A 17,613-nucleotide genomic window follows, 5' to 3' on the forward strand; every position below is an offset into this window, starting at 1 on the left:
GATATGAAAAAATCATTTAAAAAATCGTTCCTGATCTTAGCAGGGATAGTTTCTGCAAGCATTCTTACAACAGCAATTGCTTGTTCAGGACAACAAGCATCAACTAAAGAAAATAATAAAAAAACATTACTTAAAATAGTTGATTCAGTTAAATCAAAAACTTATGAAGCAAAAGCTAAATATAAAAATAAAGCAGAATTAATTTCTGCTTTGACTGCTTCAAACGTGAAAACTGACAAGGTAACTTTTGACGCTTTGCTTAAGTCATCTATAGCACTTGGAGAAGCAAATCTAAAAGATGTAATAGTCTCTAGTGCTAATAAAGCATCTGCTGCAACAATCGGAATCGTAACTTTAACACTGACTTATGGCGGAGGTAAAGATCAATCAGAATCACAAGTGGATATAAGTGTTTCATTTACAACTCCAACTCAAACAGTTCGAAAAACTAAATCAGAATTAGCAAAAGAATGATATAGCCAAAAAGTGGGAACATCTTTAATTGCTTTATCATCTTTAGCAACTAAAAAAGCATCTGATGTAACTAGTGCAGACTTTGCAAGTTTTTATACAATTCCAACAGAATTAACAGATACAACAGTTGACATTAAACTTTTAGATGAGCCTGCTAAAAGTGATTTTAATGGTACTTTAAGCATTAAAGTTACCTTAAAATCAAGTGATGGCAAACTATATAAAACAGATGGAACATTAGTTGATGTTAGTGCAACTGATGCAGGTAAAATAGTTAATGTAACAGGCTTAAAAGCATCAGATCCTGATGTTGAAAAGGCTGCAAAATTCTATAAAGAAAGAGTGAAAGAGCATCAACTAAAAGTTGAAGATAGTGCTTCTTTAGCAGGTTTAAGACCTTCAAAAGTAGATGCAACAACTCATAAAACTGATCTAGAAAAATTATTTCCACTACTAAAAGGTGATAATTCAATCACAGGCGCAAGTGTTGAAGTAAAGATTTTAGAAGCTAACGATACCCAAGACACTTTAAAAGTTAAAGTTATTCTTAAATCTAATGATAAATACTTTAGCGAAGCAGGTTCTAAAGAAACTGACATCACTAAAGCTGGTAAAGAAGTAACTATTACAGGATTTTTAAATGAAGAAAAATTTGCTTTAGCCGCTTATAAAGCACTTAAAGTAGGTGACGATAGTTCTAAATTATTATTTGAATTTACAGGTACTGAAAATTCAGATGAGATAACTAAAAAGATGGCTTCACAAGTTTTAGATAGCGATTTTGACTCTCTAAATTCAATCTTAAAAACAAATGGTTACCCTGAAAAAAATAGTTTAGATAAACTTAATAATCCATTAAAAAATGCAGGTTTTAAATTTGAAATTATTAAACATACAGCTGCAAATAACAACATTAATTGAGATAACACTAAAGGAAACTTGCAAGTAGAATTACTACTTTCAAGCACAAATAATGGTGTAACTAAGTACTGAAAATATACAGATGTTAATCATGATGAAACTAATATTACAGTTACTGCTCAAGATTCTAAACAAAATGCAACGGGTCGTGAAGCCGTTGCAACAGGCTTTTTAACTGGAAGAGCTTATTTAACACCGATTTTATCAGGTTTCTACTATAAAAATTCATTTACTAGTGCTGATGAAGAAAATATTAAAAAATTATCAAATGTCTTTAATCCAGTTGCAACAACACCAGCAACTACTTCTCAAACACGTGAACCACTAAAAGAATTAGTTGAATCACTTAATGCTTTAAAAGCAGATGGAACAAAAGATATCGATGCTAATGCTGTTATTGGCTATCATTTAAGTCCAATAGCAGATGAAAATAAGTGAACTGTTAAATCAGTTTATGATCAAGATAAAGTTGCTTCAGTTGAAGCAAGTTTCAAAATCAAAAGTGATTTAAACGAAGTAACTGATGCAGAAATCGGTATTAAATCAACTAATGATTTTGCTCAGTACACACCTTATTTTATGAATGTTAAAGTGCCAAATAATGACACTGATATTGTCAGTGCAGGCAGTGACAAAAATGTTCATATAGGAATCGAAAACTTTGATAACTATACAAACTGAAGAAGATTAATACAAAAAGTTGCTGATATATTTAAAACTAGCGATGAAAAATTAGATGCATTTTCAAATGCACTTGGTCTAAAAATGGTTGAAGCAGCTTTAAAAAATCCTACATTAACTTCAAAAACCACAACATTCTATATAAATCCATACCCAATCACTCAATTACCTTCTGAAGTCACCATCAAATCAGGTAATACAAAAGTTAACGGTATTGGATCTAATCAGGAAACTCTACTATTGGGTGGCTGAGCAGGTTATACTACAGGACCTGTAAAAGAAAATGGAAAACCATGGACTAATGGTGGTAATGGTGTTTCAAGAAATTATTTTGAATACGATAATGTCAAATGGTATTTCTATGGACTATTTGAAGCAAAAGATCCTGGTCATGCCACTGCCGCAAATGGAACAACTGCTGTAAGAATCAAGCGTTCATTATTTGATTCACTTGTAAGACCTGTGGCAAATACTGATCATACAGTTAGTGATACTCATAAATATAAAAATAATACTGCAATTGCAATTAGATTTTTATTAGAAGCAATTATCACAAAAGACACTATGGTTAGAAGTACTTCACCTGCACAACCTTCAGGTAGTACAGGTTCAGGAACTGTATCATCTACACCCTTATAGGCGAATCAAACAACCTGAAACTAAAGATTTCTACTAGATATTTTAAAAACCACAGCAGTTATATGTTGTGGTTTTTAAAATTTAATTCATTATTTTGTTCTAATAATTAGTCTAAATATGTATAAATGCTTAGTAAAATTACCTTCTAAAGTTGTGTTTTTAATTGAATTTTGTCGAAAATCTATTTGAATAAAACCCTCCTTTAGATAGCAGAACAAAAGCCTTTTGAAGATTTCAAAGGGGCTTTTTTAATGTCTTAGAATGGTTTTATGGTATAATTTTTAAGCCTAAATAGTATGTAAATATTTAGGCGAATGATATAAATTTTGTACATAATAATCATTTTTTTGATTTATGACATATTATGTCGTCCTTTTTTTATTGTAAATCAGGCTTATAAATAGCCTGATTTTTAATATACTTTTTACAATTAATGTCACTAAAATACATGAATTTTCGCCTTAAAATAGCAAAAGTAGTTTTTTAATCTTGTTATGAGATATTTTCTAATTCTTTAATTTTCCTGATTAAAATTACCAACCTATATTTATAAGTAATTTTATGATTTAAATGAGATGCAGCAGATGCATAATTTTATTAAATTTTAGACCTTCTCATTAGCACAATAATTTCAAAATTAAATGCAGACCACATATTAAAGATGAAAAATCAAACAATATTTTTTAATGTTATAACTAACATTTTGTTCATCAGCATTTCCAGAAATCATTTATTCAAAAAAATTAAGCAGTTTTCAACCTCAAAAGACTTGAAAACTGCAATTTTTTTCACCTTTTAAATTAGTTTGACTAAATAGGCTTCTTTGCAATATCATATAAGCATGAATCAAAACAACTCAACCAGAATTATTGGATCAATTCAAGAAATTGATCAAGTTATTAAAAACTATGAAGAAATTGCAATTTTTCATCACATTCGCCCTGATGGCGATTGCCTAGGGTCTCAAGCAGGACTCGCTGAATTATTAAAACTGAATTATCGGAATAAAAAAATTTACATTATAGGTAATGCTTATGATGCATATCCTTGAATGGAATGAAAATTTAATGATATTAGTGAAATTAAAGATCCTAAAAAAGCATTAGCAATTACTGTCGATGTTTCTCAAAAAGAAAGAATCGAACTAGGTGAATATTTCACAAGTGATTATTTTCACGCAATTGCTAGAATTGATCATCATGAAGTAAATCATGATGAAAAATTCATTGCTTCTTATATTGATCCTGATGCTGCTGCTGCAGGGGAACAGATTACTTTAATTGCAAAAACATTAAATTGAAAAATTAATTCTAAAGCTGCTAAATATTTATATTTATCAATTACAACCGATTCAAATCGTTTTGCTTATTCGGGCAATAGATTTGAAACTTTGGAACTAGGTGCTTGACTGCTTAGACAAGATTTTAATGTCAAAGAACTTTATGACAATTTAGCTAAGAAAACTTTAAAAAGTTCAAGACTTTCAGGTCACATTTTAGAAAACGCTATTACTTTAGACAAAATTATTTATTTTGAACTTAATCAAGAAACCTTAAAAAAATATGACATAACTTCTGATATTGCAATTCGTTTTACAAACACAGTTGCTAATATCGATGATTATGAAGTTTGATTTTCACTTGTTCAAAACGAAGATTTAAAAACATGAAAATTAGAAATGCGTTCCAAAAATGTTGCAACTCATGAAATTGCTAAACGTTTTAAAGGTGGAGGACATAAAAACGCTTCAGGTGCAACTCTAGATGACATCGAAAATCAAAAACCTGAATTAATTAAACTACTTCAAGAAGAAATAAAAAAACAAGGATAACCCTTGTTTTTCTTTTTATTTTGAGTAGTACTCAACGATTAATGAATCATTGATTTCTTTTAAGAACTCTTTACGGTCTGGAAGTCTTGTAAAAGTTGAACTATTACCTTTTGTTTCCATTCAAGCTGCTGCACTTCTAACTTCTAGTGAACGTTTAACTTGTTCAGACTTGAATAATCCATCTTTAACGCTAATTGTTGAACCAACTTCAACAATTACTGAAGGAATATCAACTTTTTTGCCGTTTAATAAGATGTGACCGTGGTTTACAAATTGTCTTGCTTGTCTTCTTGTTTCAGCAAAACCTGCACGATAAACTAAATTATCTAAACGTTGCTCTAGGTATTGTAAAAAGTTTGTACCTGTAACACCTTTACGTTTTGAAGCTTTTTCAAAGCTTCTTGCGAATTGTTTTTCATTAATTCCATATAAGAAACGAACTTTTTGTTTTTCATATAAGTGTTTCCCATAATCTGATAGTTTTACACGTTTGTTTCCGTGTTGCCCTGGAGCATATTGGCGTTTTTTACCTTTAGAAAATTCTTTACCAGTTTCTAAGATAGAAAAACCATAACGACGTGCTCGTTTAAAAACTGAGCCTCTAATTCTTGACATTTTTACCTCTTTTAAGTGTATGTTTTGATTTCAAAGAAAAATAAGTATCTAACTGCTCTTAAAAATTTAATGTTTTCGCTTGTCAGCTTACAAGTTACACGCAAATCAAGAGAATTTTTTAAGGTTGACAGTTAAACCTTACTGCTGCTTTGTCTTTTTATTTTAGCAAAAAAATGCAAAACCTTGACTATTTATTTTTTTAGGTTTTTTAGGCTCAAAATAGTTTTTTTGAATATTTAAGCTGGCTTTAAAATTATAGACTTATAATAACTAAATATGCACTGATGACACATTTTAATTATCGTTTCTTGTATTGCCTTTATGCTTGCATTGCTTGCTACAATTTATTTTGTTTCAGCGACACTTTACTTCAGGTCAAGACGAAAAAAACAAACTAAAAATACTGACATCATCAAGGATGTCGAGGATAAATATAATACAATGCAATACCTTTTAAATTCTGATAAGGAAAACACCGAATTTTTAGAAGTTGGTGAAAACTTAGAAGAAATTTACGATAAATATTATGAGAACTTAAAAGAATATGAACACTTTTTAGGTAAAACAATTAATAATTTTGACTCAAAATGAGAACTATATAATCCTAAAAAATTGATTAAAAATTATCTCGAAAATCTTTCTTTTAACAGCAAGATTTTGTCATCAAGAATTGAATGACAAAAAATCGTTGATACGATTAACGATCGTAAAGAAAGCTTTGATAAAATGAACTTAATTGTTGATAATAACTTGACAGCCTTTGAAAGATTTTTAAATGAAAATCAGTTTCGTTTAGTTTATACAAAAGATTTTTTATCAGAGACACATGAGAGCCTTGTTGAAGAACATAAAAGAATTGTTAACGCAGGTGTTAACCAAAAAGATTCATCTAAAAAATTAAATAAATTAAATGATGAAACCAAAAAATGAGACAGGCTCTTAAAGAAAATTTTATTCTATGAATACTTTGCTAGCGATGCTGAATTAGGTAAGTGTCGTATCTTTTTAAGTGACTTAGAAAATAAATTATTGTTTGCTCAAAAGCAAAATATTCCTAAGTTTAAATTGGATAATGCTATCAATGATATCAATGAACTTTTTACTGAAATTAAAGAGAATTTAGATGATTCAAATTTTGATGAAATTGATGAAAAAATAAATCAAATTTTAAATATTTATGATCGTGCTTTAGACTTTTTTAATCGCTCATCTCAGCAACTTATTTTTATTCATGGTTACGCAGAACAGATAGTTGAAAAATATAAGGAACTTACAAATTTTTCAAAAACATTAGAAAAGAAAATTAATCTTTTAGTAAATGATCTTGCTTATGAAGATGAAAATTATTCTCTTGAAATTAAGGCCATTGCTGATGATATGAAAAAGGTAAAAGAGATAATTGAAAATATTAAATTGATGAAGGCAATTGAAGAATTAAATAAAAATTTAATTTCTTCAAGTGATGAAGACATTGAACAAAGTGAAACACCTGCAATCAGTTTATTAATGAATAATTTTTTTCAATTACAAGAAGCAATTAAATCAATTCATTCAATTTCTAAAAGAGCAAATGCATTAAATTATAATGTCAATTTTGCTATTTATAATCGTAGTAATATTTTTAGTAGATTTAAACATTATTATGAAATATTCGATTGAATCGTTGCATTAGCAAATAAAATTAATTTCAAAGTTAGTGAAGATGTTCAAAAAAATATTTTAAAAATAAGTACATGAACTGCCAAAATTATTCAAGAATATGAAATGAATAATAATAAGATAAATAACTCAATTTATGTTGATATAGAAAACTATTTAAAATCAACTACAAAGTTTTTTCAACAATTTTGAAAACAGATAGAATCTTACAACATGTATAATGTTTTGAACTATAATTTTGCTTCATACAGACTTAAAATAAAAGAATTAGATTTAGCATATTTAGAAGTAAAAGAAGCTGTCAAAAAAAATAATTATGTGATGGCTTGTTTACTTTTATTAACTGCTTTAAAGAAAATTAGAAAGGTAAATTAATGTATAACAAAATCTTAATTAGATACGGTGAACTAGTTTTAAAAGGTGACAATAGAAAATTATTTACAAGACAATTAAAAGATAATATTGAAGCAATTTTAAAAACTGAAGTTGATGCACAATACGATAGAATGTTTATTAATTATGATGGAAGTTATTTAGAAAAATTAATTCATATTCCAGGAATTAGTACAATTTCGCCAGTTTTAAAAGTGGAAAAAAATCTAGATGAAGTTAAAGAAATTTTAGAAAAAATAATTGACCCATCTTATAAAACTTTTAAAGTAAGTGCAAGAAGAAATGACAAAACTTTTGAATTTAGTAGTGATGAAATTAATCGTAATTTAGGAAGTTATATAATTCAAAATTTTAATTTAAAAGTGGATTTACATAATCCTGTTTTAAACTTAATTATTGAAGTTAGAAAAGATGGAATTTATATTATTGATAAAATAATTAATGGCTTATCAGGACTACCTGTTTCAGTTTCTGGAAAAGTTATTCATCTTTTATCAGGTGGTTTTGATTCTCCTGTTGCAGCAATTGATTTAATGAAGAGAGGAGTTAAGGTTATTTTTTTAGCATTCATAACTCCACCTCATACTGATGAAAATACAGTTGCAAAATTAAGAGATTTAATGAAGGTTTTTACTAAGTACCAAGGGCGTAGTAAAATCTATATTACTGAATATACAGACTTAATGAATTACATAGGTTTAACTAGTGATCAAAGTTATAAAATTACTTTAATGAGAAGATCATTTATGCGCTTAGCAAACAAGTTAGCAAGAAATGAAAAAGCATTAGCAATTTCAACTGGGGAAAATTTAGCACAGGTTGCTTCACAAACTTTAGAGTCTTTAAACACAATTGCTAGTGAAAGTAATTTAGAAATTATTAGACCATTAATAACTGAAAATAAAAACGATATTATTAACCGCTCTAAAAAATATCTAACTCATGATATATCTATAAAACAGTGCAGTGAATCTTGTGAATTATTTGCTCCAAAGCAGCCAGTTATTAGACCCAATATTACAAGAGCAAAACAACTTGAAGATGAACTAAATGAAATAAATGAGTTTGAAAAAAAAGTTATTTCTTCATTTAAGGCAGAGTTTTTTGAAGTAGAATAAATATAAAAGAAAGCAAAATGAAAACGAGATATAAAATTAATAATTTTTTCAACCTCATTCTTTTTAAGTACAACTTTAAAGGATTTGTAATTAGAGGTAGAAATATATTTGTTTTAAAAGATCAAGAATTTAAAATTCTTGATTTGTTTACTCTAATTTTTGGACTTTTCATGTTGATTGAGATGATGACAATTAACTTAATTAAGAGTCCAACATGAGATGTCAACTCAAATGCTTTATACGTTTTCGTAGGTCATGGTTATGGTTTTTTATACTTTACTACTCAGACTAATTTAATTGCTGCTGTAGCCGTTTTAGTAATTGCATTTATTAAAACTAACTGAGCCAAAAATTTTATTTTTTCGGCAGCAGCTTTAATTACAATTACCTTTACAATTTATTGAGCACTAATTTCTTACACAGTCGAATGAACAAATGCACAAGATAATTTTCACTCAATCATGAGTCATGGATTATTTCCAGTTGTTACAGTAGCAATTTTCTTTTTAAATCGTAAAGATCTAATTATCAAAAGAAGAACAAGATTAATAATTTCAATTTATATTATTCTTTACTATATTTCAATAACAATTTTATTTTTACTTTCTTATGAATCAGATATTTTAATCAACAACATTTTGGAAAACCAAAATGCTTCAGATATTGCAGATTATACGACCTATGTTTTAATTTATCATTTCGCAGACCCCTATAATCCATTTTCATTAGATTTAACTGAAGTTACAGCAGCCAATATTTTCTTAAGAGTTTTTATGCAGTTAGTTATTTTAGCTTTACTAAATTTAATTTCCTGAAGTTATATTTATGCTGCTATGGTTTTACTTAAAATTAAGTTCTATGAAATTTTTTGTTTTTCATTTGAAAAAAAATGATACAGAAAAATTCGTTTAAACAAAAAATCTGAATCAGTAATCAAAGATAAGTTTTTTTCATGGGGAAAGCTGCATAAAAATATTGATACATATGAAAATAAATAATTCATTTACACTTTATAATTAAGAAATGAACAACTTTGTTAACCTTCACTTAAACACTGAATTTAGTTTTCTAAATTCAAAAATAACTATAAAAGATTTAATAAAATTTGCAACTGAAAATCAGATGCAATATTTAGCAATAACAGATCAAAATAATATGTATGCACATGCCGAATTTTATTTTGCTTGTTTAGAAAATAATATAAAACCAATTTTTGGTTTAGAATTATTTTTAGAAAATCATAAAAGAATTATATTGATAGCTAAAAATAATAATGGATTAATCCATTTAAGAAGACTATCATTTAAAGCATTGACAACAGGGTATGCTACACTTTTAGATTTATCTAAGGTTCAAGAAGATTTAATAATTATTAATCACCCTAGAGAAAAATTTAGAGTAACTAAAAATGAATTTTTAGAAAATCAAATTCATGATTTTTTTAATTCAGAAAATAATTTAGATGATCCAAAATCATTATTTATTCAAGAAAATAAAATAATTAATTTTGAAGATAATGAAGCCATTAAAATAATGAATTTTATTAACTCTGATGAGAGCAATAAAGAGATGGTTTTTAATGTTTTGGAAGATGGTCAAAATGTTAACCAAATCATGATAAATAGAATTCATGATTTAGTTAAAGATATAAATATAACTTTTGAAAAACCCTCTTCTTTCATTCCTAAATTTTCAAAAGAAAATACAGACTCAAAAGAGATTTTAAAAGCACAATTATTAGAAGCATTTAACCAAAAAAATAATGAATTTAAAAACAATTTAGATGAAGCAAAACATCGCCTTAAAAATGAATTAAGAATTATTACAAAATTAGGTTTTGAAGACTACTTTTTAATTATTTCAAAAATCATTAAATATGCGAAAAACACGGGTGTTTTAGTAGGTCCAGGGCGTGGTTCAGCAGCAGGTTCTTTAGTCGCTTATTTATTAAAAATAACTGATGTAAATCCTTTAAAATATAACCTTCTTTTTGAGCGATTTTTAAATGAGGAAAGAGTAACTTTACCAGATATAGATATTGATATTGAAGCAAGCGAAAGAGACCATTTAATCAATGCTTATATTGCTCCTAATTATGGTAAATCTAAAGTAGCTTCCATTACAACTTATTCATATTTAGCAGCTAAAAGTGCGCTAAAAGATATCAATAGATATTACCAAACAAACGATCCTGAAAAATCACTTACAGTGACAGCAATTAATGAATTATCTAAGTACTTAAAAGACAAAAAAACTATAGCTGAAAATTTAGAAACAAATAAAGAATTACAACGCTTTATGAATAAGGGTTCATCAGGAACTTTGAAGCTAAAAGAAATATATTTAAACCTTTTCGAAAAAGCAAAATTAATTGAAGGCGCTCCAAGACAAAGTGGCACCCATGCAGCAGGATTAATTATTTCAGACGAAGATTTAATAAATTATTTACCAGTTACCCAGGATTTAGATAAAGGTTTTTTCAAGATTCAATATGACAAAGAATATCTTGAAAAATTAGGGTTTTTAAAAATTGATTTTCTTTCTTTACAAGCATTAACTGTTGTTAAATCAATTATCAAATTTATAAAAACTCATAGCCAAAATGCTAAAGCAGAAGTTGTCTCAAACCATTTAGATTTAGCACATTTAGACCCCAATAATATTCAATATCAAGATGATATTAAAGACTTAATTTCATCAGGAAAAACAATCGGATTATTTCAAATCGAATCAAGTAATATGACAAATGTTTTCAAAAGAGCAAAAGTAAATAGCTTTAAAGATATCTACGATATCATTGCTCTTTATAGACCTGGTCCAATGGAATATATTAATGCTTACATTGAAAATAAACATAACCCAAGCAAGATTGAAAGAATTCATCCTGTGTATGATGAAATTTTAAAACAGACAAATGGTGTTTTAATTTATCAAGAACAAGTTATGGAAATTGCTCAAAAAATTGCTGGACTAAGTTTTGCTAAAGCAGACTTATTTAGACGGGCAATTAGTAAAAAAGATCAAGTGATGCTTGATTCTATGAAAGGTGAGTTTTTATTAGGTGCTAAAAATAATGGTTTTCCAACTAGTTTAGCAGAAAATATTTTTGAAAAAATTCAGTCTTTTGCAGAGTATGGCTTTAATAAAAGTCATGCCGTTGCTTATGCATATTTGACTTATTACACAGCCTATTTAAAAGCAAAATTTCCTTTATATTTTTATGCAGCACAAATTGAAAAAGTCAAAAGTGATCAAGATAAATTAAAACTTATTTTAGATGAAATCAAAGATACTCAAAATATCAAAGTGGCTTCACCTACTATTAATCGCTTGACCTTAGCAGATACAATTGATTTAAAAACTAGAACAATTTACTTGCCACTAGACATGATTAAATCATTTGGTGAATCAACACTTAATAAGCTATTAGTTGAGTTTAAAACAAGAAACAAGTTCACAAACTTCTATAACTTTGCAATTCGTGCAAAAATGGCAGGTTTAACTCAAAAAAATATCGAATTACTGATTGAATCAAGTGTTTTAAGAGAATTCGGAACACAAAATCAACTTAAAGAAAAATTAACTGATGCCAATCTTTTATATAAAGAACTAGAAGCATTTGCTAAACTGAACAAGCAAGATACTATCGATATTGATAATTTGGAAACTGAAACTGATTTCATTAATGAGAATGAAAGGGATGTTGAGCAAGAAAAAATCAATGAGCAAAAACACCTAGGTCGCGTTTTTAACTTTGCTGAATCAGTTAATTTAGGCAACATGAAAGAAGAACAAATTGCTGAATTAGAAATCACAATCACTAGAATCGGTCAAAAAGATACTGACCGAGGCGGTAACTTAATTTATATGAACTTTAATGATGCTTATCAAAATAGTGGAGTGATGTTTTTCAAAAAAAATAATCAAGATATTCTTGATCAGGTTAAAAAAGATCAAAAATATCTAGTTAAAATTCAAAAAAACAAAGCTAAAACTTCAAATAACGTCTTTAGTGTTTTAGAAGTTTTGGCTACAAAGGAAAATGATGAATAATCAACACAAACGCATTTTATTAATTGATGGCTCTTATTTAGCCTTTCGCTCTTTTTACGCTGCTCAAAGTGCTAAATATATCACTAGTACTGAGCATTTTTTCTTCATGTCCTTATTAAGTTTAATTAAAAGTATTTCACCAACTCACTTATATATAGCAACTGATGTTCCTGGAAAAACATGAAGACACGAAGCTTATGAAGGTTATAAAGCAACACGTTCAGAAACTCCTGAACAGTTTCGTGAAGATTTAAAAAGTATTTTTAACTTACTAAAAGCGGCTAATTTTGCTTTCGGTGGTAAAACTAATCATGAAGCTGATGATGTAATTGCAACTTTAGCACAGCATAAATCTGATAATGACCTAGTTTACATTTTTTCGAAAGACCATGATTTATTGCAGCTGGTTGAAAAAAATATTTTTGTCACTCACGACACAAAACTAGAGAAAATGTATACAATCGATAACTTTTTAGATGAATATGGAGTTTTACCTTCGCAAATTCCTGATCTAAAAGGTCTAGCAGGTGATTCAAGCGATAACCTAAAAGGGGTACCAGGAATTGGTAAAAAAACTGCAGCTAAATTATTAACAGAATTTAATAATTTAGAAAACCTTTATGAAAAACTAGCAGATTCAACTGTTTCTGAAAAGCAAAAAGAAAAACTTTTTGAAAATAAAGAACTAGTCTTTCAATGCAAAAAACTAGCCACCCTAACTAAAGACCTTGATTTAGGTTTAAATGATGAAGATTATCGCCTTAAGGTCAACTTTGACCAGCAGGCAAGAGAGACTTTTGCTGAAAAAAAACTAAATACTGTTAGTAGAGAACTAGAGGAACTATATGAAAGCGATAACTGGTAAGGCTTTTAGTGGAAAAAGTTATTTTGCGAATCAGTTACGTGATTTAGGTTTTAAAGTCCTAGTTGGTGATGAATTTTATAAGTCAGACTACATGGCAAATCAACCTAGTTATAATGCTATCAAGAGCCAATTGGGTAGCGAATTTGTGACTGAAACAGAGGTTGATAGGCAAAAGTTGAGAGATTGAATTCTAGTTGATTTAAATAACCTTGATAAACTAAGCAAAGTAGTTCATCCCTTCTTTTATGAACACTTAAAGTCAAACTACTATGATTTTGTCGAAATTGCTGACATAAATAATAAAAATTTTAATTTTTTTGAACTTTTTTCTAATATTTATGTTCTAAATGTCAATGATCAACAGAGACAAAAACATATTAAAAATCGCAATGTTAATAAGTCTCAAATTGAGCTTTTTAAGGCGATAAATAGGGCTTCTTCGAGCAAAAACGTTGTTAATATATCCTATGAAGAACGGCAAAATCCAGAATTTCTTAAACAGTTTTTAAAAAAATAGCCTTTTAGGTCTCATAATAATCTGTAGAGAGATTTGAACTGAAGAGGTGAGCGTATGAAATATGACAATTTTGTAATTCAACTGTATGAAGAATACAGTGAAAAAGATTTTAGAAATCTACGTATTTTATATTTACCTATTATCGGTTTTGAAACTGCTATGCTATTACAATTACTTGCTGATCAACATAAGATTAGCAAACAGTTTAATTACAGCCTAGATCGCTTTTTAATGTCTAATTTCATAAGTATTAATCAGTTTGAAGAAATGCTTGCTCAACTACAAGCATGTGGTCTTGTAGTAGCTAAAAATAATGATGCAAAACACTTCACTCTTTTTTATTTGGCAAAGATAAATAATTCAGAAGAATTTTTTAGTAATAAGATTTTAAGTTCTTATTTACTAAAAAAAGTTGGTCAAAATAGATTTAATGAAATCAAAAGTTATTTCATTAAAGAAGAACTATTTGATGAAAGTGAATTCACAATTGAGTCAAAAAGTTTTTCAGAAGTTTTTGGAAAAGTTACAATTAATGAGAAAGCATTTGCTAGTGAACAAACATTAACTCTTGAACTAAATAATCAAATTTTTCATTCAAATGAAGAAGCAGCTTTTAAATTAAATACAGAGCAATTTATATACTATTTACAAGGTCATGTTGCTGATCAAAATTTAATAAAATTAATTAAAACATGAATGCTAAAAAGTCGTCAAAATATTATTAATTTAGTAATCAATTATGTATGAAAAAGGGACGGAAAAATTATTGAAAGAAAAATAGAAAAAATTATTAATGATTTAGCTAATAGAGGACTAAATACTTTTGAAGATGTTAAGTCTCATTTTTCAAATATACTGTTTGATACAAAACGTTCACTTTCAAAAAACTTGGGCGAAAAAAGCCTTTCATCAAATGGCAATTACAAATTAAATCACAACGTTTCTAATACAGATGATTTAGAAATTAAAAATCGAAAATCAAATATTTTGGATGATGATAGACAAGCGGCGTTTACAAGATTTTTAGAAAACTTTAGTAAATAATTATGAATAAAAAAGATACTAAAAAGCCCTATTTTTCAGGTGAATTCGACAAAATAAAGATCTCCTCAGAAGGTTTTAAAAATTCACTAGAAGATACTTGAAAAAAAATTAAATCAAGTAATTGATTTAAAGAATTTGAAAATGAATCACTTAATAAAAATAAAATCCCCATAGATATTTTTGAAAAAGAAATTGAAAAATTTGCTATTGAAATGCTTGATGCAACAATGGATGAAGAACTAGATAAAAATGATTTAGTAAAAAAAGCAATTACTAAAAAATTTATTTTTACAAGCAAAAATAGAATTGAAATTGTACCTGTTTTTTTAGAGAATAAAGAGGGCAGAAAATTACGTTTTGAATTGAACTTTAAATCAGTATCAAATTACTATTTTGATTTTGATGATTTGTACCAATTTATTTCACCCAAAAAAACACCATTACTTTTTAAAAATAAGAAAAATTATTTAATTTGTTTTGGCGATGAAAATAACTTTTATTTTATGCATCCAGTTGAATCAATTTTTATTTTAAGCGAATCCTTAACTAGACGATCTCATAAAGTTTTACATATTGACTTTAGATTATTCATAAGTCAAATTCAAAATAAAAATAAACAACAGGTTGATCAAAGCCAGATAAGTTTTCATGAAGCGTTAAATAGCGATTTTCTAATAATTGAAAATTTAGACCCTTCAACTAATCCTTGAGATTTGGATAATTTTTTAGTACCAATTCTTCATAAAACAAGTGTTTCTGATTTGAAGGTGCTGCTAGTTTTAAATAGTGACAAAGAAACTTTTATTAAAAAATATTTAGAAAAAACTACGATTAATAAGCAATATCTGCAACATATATTACAAAACTTTTTTGATAAAGTTGTTAATTCATTTCCTTTAAATGAAACAAAAAAAGCAAAATAAAATGTCAGTTTTGAAACTGACATTTTTCTTATTTTTTAAGTTTATGATTCATGTTGTTTTTGTAAACTTCAACCCCGGGTTGATCGAAAGGATTTACATCTAATAAGTAGGCACTGATAGCAACTGCTCGTTCGAAAAACATAAACAAGGCTCCTAAACTTTCTTCTGAATTATCACTTAATAAAACTTGAATATTTGGAACTGAACCAACTGCAAAATGAGCATCCACTGTTGCTTCATAAGCAGCTCTATTAATATTATGAACGCTAGTATCAATTAAATAATTTAATTGGTCTAAATCATCAACTGTATCTTCAATTGAAATATCAATTTTTGGTCTTTCAACTCAAATGACTGTTTCATAAAGCACCTTTGAACCATCTTGAATAAATTGCCCAATTGAATGTAGATCTCTAGTGAAAAGTGCAGTCGAAGGGAAAACACCTTTACGTAATTTACCTTCTGATTCACCAAATAATTGTCTTCATCATTCTAAAAAATATAAGTGTGAATTTTCATAAGAAACTAGTAATTCAACAGGGTAGCGTTTATGAAGTAGGTGTCTAGCAACAGCATACTTATAAGCATCATTTAAATCTAGATCACTACTTTTAAAATATTGATTTGCTTCAGCAGCACCTTTAATAACTTTTAAAGCATCAATACCTGCACATAACATTGGAAAAATCCCTACGGGTGTTAAAACTGAGAATCGACCTCCAATATTTTCAGGTAAAATGAACTTTGTATATTTTCTTTCTCTAACAAATTCAGCTAATAAACCGTTATTTGCATCAGTAATTGCCACAATATATTTTGAAGCATTATTAGGACCAATTTTACGTTCTAATAAGAGTCTAAATTCACGAAAAGCAATTGATGGTTCTAGTGTTTTACCACTTTTTGAAATTACACAGATAGCAAATTTTTTGCTATCAGCATATTGCAGTTTTTGATATAAATCGGTACTTGATAAATTGGTTCCTGCAAACATTACTTCCATAGAATTTTTAACAGGGTACTCACCTTTAATAAAATCAATCGCTGCTTTAGCCCCTAAAAATGAACCACCAATACCAATAACTACAAGTAGTTCTACTTGTTCTTCAACAAGTTCTTTGGCTTTAGCTTCCATTGCTCTAAACTCTTCCATATTATAGTTTTCAGCTAAATCTTTTCATCCTAGCATCTCAAAACCAGGTGCTGAAAAATTGTTCATTTTATCATTGATATATTTAATTTTTTCAGCATATTCAAAGATGTCGTGATCTTTGATAGTGCTTTTACTTAAATCTAATTTGATTTTTTTCATTCTTTAATTTCCTTATCCAAGTGTTTTTTTAAATTACGAAAGCCCCCAACTGTCTGTTTTAGTTGATAATGTGAAGGACTAGTGTCTAAATTAGGGCGCAGATTGTTAAAACTTGCTTCAAAATATTGCTGATCATCATCTACCTTAGTGATCTGTACTTCAATAAATTCACCTATTAGCAAAAAATCTTTAACATCTTCTCTTAATTTCTGCCCTTTAGTATTTTCTTGAATTATTCCTCTTCAATGCCCTACATATTTAATGTGCACACCCTTACCATTAATTTTATAAATTTTAACTTTTAGAATCTGATCGACTTTCATAACTTGATTATTATATAAGAATATTGCCGATTTGTATTTTTGATTATAAAAAAGCAAAATCAAAATTTTTTGCTTTTTTTAATGGCGAAAGTAGTCATAAAATTTTATTAAATTTCAAAAAAATCTTTATAATAACTTTGCCTATAGAATGATAACCTTGTAACCTGGTCAGGACAGAGATGTAGCAGCCACATCGAGAAGTATCGTGTCTGTAGGTTTTTTATTTTCTAAAGAACCTACAGATT

The 17,613-nt window shown here is 27.9% G+C and carries 13 protein-coding genes and 1 other RNA gene; 11 read left to right on the forward strand and 3 right to left on the reverse strand.

Annotated features, from left to right (window positions below):
- The first annotated feature begins 3 nt into the window (after positions 1 to 3).
- Together CJJ23_RS01580 and CJJ23_RS01585 are read left to right on the forward strand one after the other, a co-directional pair.
- Entirely contained in the window at positions 4 to 2,715 is a 2,712-nt protein-coding gene (locus CJJ23_RS01580; protein ID WP_095334634.1) for a lipoprotein 17-related variable surface protein, read from the forward strand.
- Positions 2,716 to 3,538: 823 nt separating this feature from the next.
- Positions 3,539 to 4,546: a DHH family phosphoesterase gene (locus CJJ23_RS01585; protein ID WP_180738002.1), complete on the forward strand. Its 1,008-nt coding sequence runs from the start codon at positions 3,539 to 3,541 to the stop codon at positions 4,544 to 4,546.
- A 15-nt stretch (positions 4,547 to 4,561) separates the two neighbouring features.
- Here CJJ23_RS01585 and rpsD read toward each other — a convergent pair whose 3' ends face one another.
- Complete coding sequence (rpsD, locus tag CJJ23_RS01590; protein ID WP_095334636.1) at positions 4,562 to 5,161, reverse strand: 30S ribosomal protein S4; 600 nt, start codon at positions 5,159 to 5,161, stop codon at positions 4,562 to 4,564.
- A gap of 276 nt (positions 5,162 to 5,437) precedes the next feature.
- On the opposite strand from rpsD, the gene CJJ23_RS01595 reads away from it, so the two are divergent.
- Genes CJJ23_RS01595 through CJJ23_RS01630 form a run of 8 tightly spaced genes read left to right on the forward strand, consistent with a single transcriptional unit; the run spans position 5,438 to position 15,733 of the window.
- Entirely contained in the window at positions 5,438 to 7,195 is a 1,758-nt protein-coding gene (locus CJJ23_RS01595) for a hypothetical protein (protein WP_143823605.1), read from the forward strand.
- Entirely contained in the window at positions 7,195 to 8,331 is a 1,137-nt protein-coding gene (thiI, locus tag CJJ23_RS01600; RefSeq protein WP_095334638.1) for a tRNA uracil 4-sulfurtransferase ThiI, read from the forward strand. Before CJJ23_RS01595 ends, thiI begins: the two co-directional genes overlap by 1 nt.
- A 17-nt stretch (positions 8,332 to 8,348) precedes the next feature.
- Positions 8,349 to 9,329, forward strand: coding sequence for an MAGa3780 family membrane protein (locus tag CJJ23_RS01605; protein WP_095334639.1), 981 nt, complete (start codon positions 8,349 to 8,351; stop codon positions 9,327 to 9,329).
- A 25-nt stretch (positions 9,330 to 9,354) separates the two neighbouring features.
- On the forward strand, positions 9,355 to 12,384 hold the full coding sequence (dnaE, locus tag CJJ23_RS01610) for a DNA polymerase III subunit alpha (RefSeq protein WP_095334640.1): 3,030 nt from the start codon (positions 9,355 to 9,357) through the stop codon (positions 12,382 to 12,384).
- Positions 12,377 to 13,249: a 5'-3' exonuclease gene (locus tag CJJ23_RS01615; protein WP_180738003.1), complete on the forward strand. Its 873-nt coding sequence runs from the start codon at positions 12,377 to 12,379 to the stop codon at positions 13,247 to 13,249. The genes dnaE and CJJ23_RS01615 overlap by 8 nt, the downstream gene beginning before the upstream one ends.
- Complete coding sequence (gene coaE / locus CJJ23_RS01620; RefSeq protein WP_095334642.1) at positions 13,230 to 13,766, forward strand: dephospho-CoA kinase; 537 nt, start codon at positions 13,230 to 13,232, stop codon at positions 13,764 to 13,766. The genes CJJ23_RS01615 and coaE overlap by 20 nt, the downstream gene beginning before the upstream one ends.
- 54 nt (positions 13,767 to 13,820) lie before the next feature.
- Positions 13,821 to 14,810: a DnaD domain protein gene (locus tag CJJ23_RS01625; protein WP_095334643.1), complete on the forward strand. Its 990-nt coding sequence runs from the start codon at positions 13,821 to 13,823 to the stop codon at positions 14,808 to 14,810.
- Between the two features lie 2 nt (positions 14,811 to 14,812).
- Positions 14,813 to 15,733, forward strand: a complete 921-nt coding sequence (locus CJJ23_RS01630) for a hypothetical protein (protein ID WP_095334644.1) — start codon at positions 14,813 to 14,815, stop codon at positions 15,731 to 15,733.
- 28 nt (positions 15,734 to 15,761) lie between these two features.
- Here the strand turns inward: CJJ23_RS01630 and CJJ23_RS01635 are convergent, their stop codons facing one another.
- Both CJJ23_RS01635 and CJJ23_RS01640 read right to left on the reverse strand, forming a co-directional pair.
- On the reverse strand, positions 15,762 to 17,045 hold the full coding sequence (locus tag CJJ23_RS01635; protein WP_095334645.1) for a glucose-6-phosphate isomerase: 1,284 nt from the start codon (positions 17,043 to 17,045) through the stop codon (positions 15,762 to 15,764).
- The gene (locus CJJ23_RS01640) at positions 17,027 to 17,368 is read right to left on the reverse strand and encodes a S1 RNA-binding domain-containing protein (protein ID WP_143823606.1); all 342 of its coding nucleotides are present in this window, start codon (positions 17,366 to 17,368) and stop codon (positions 17,027 to 17,029) included. The genes CJJ23_RS01635 and CJJ23_RS01640 overlap by 19 nt, the downstream gene beginning before the upstream one ends.
- 137 nt (positions 17,369 to 17,505) lie before the next feature.
- On the opposite strand from CJJ23_RS01640, the gene ffs reads away from it, so the two are divergent.
- An RNA gene (ffs, locus tag CJJ23_RS01645) (signal recognition particle sRNA small type) lies at positions 17,506 to 17,590 on the forward strand.
- Positions 17,591 to 17,613 lie beyond the last annotated feature (23 nt).

This window comes from Mycoplasmopsis agassizii (assembly GCF_002276225.1).
GTDB lineage: Bacteria > Bacillota_I > Bacilli_A > Mycoplasmatales > Metamycoplasmataceae > Mycoplasmopsis_B > Mycoplasmopsis_B agassizii_A.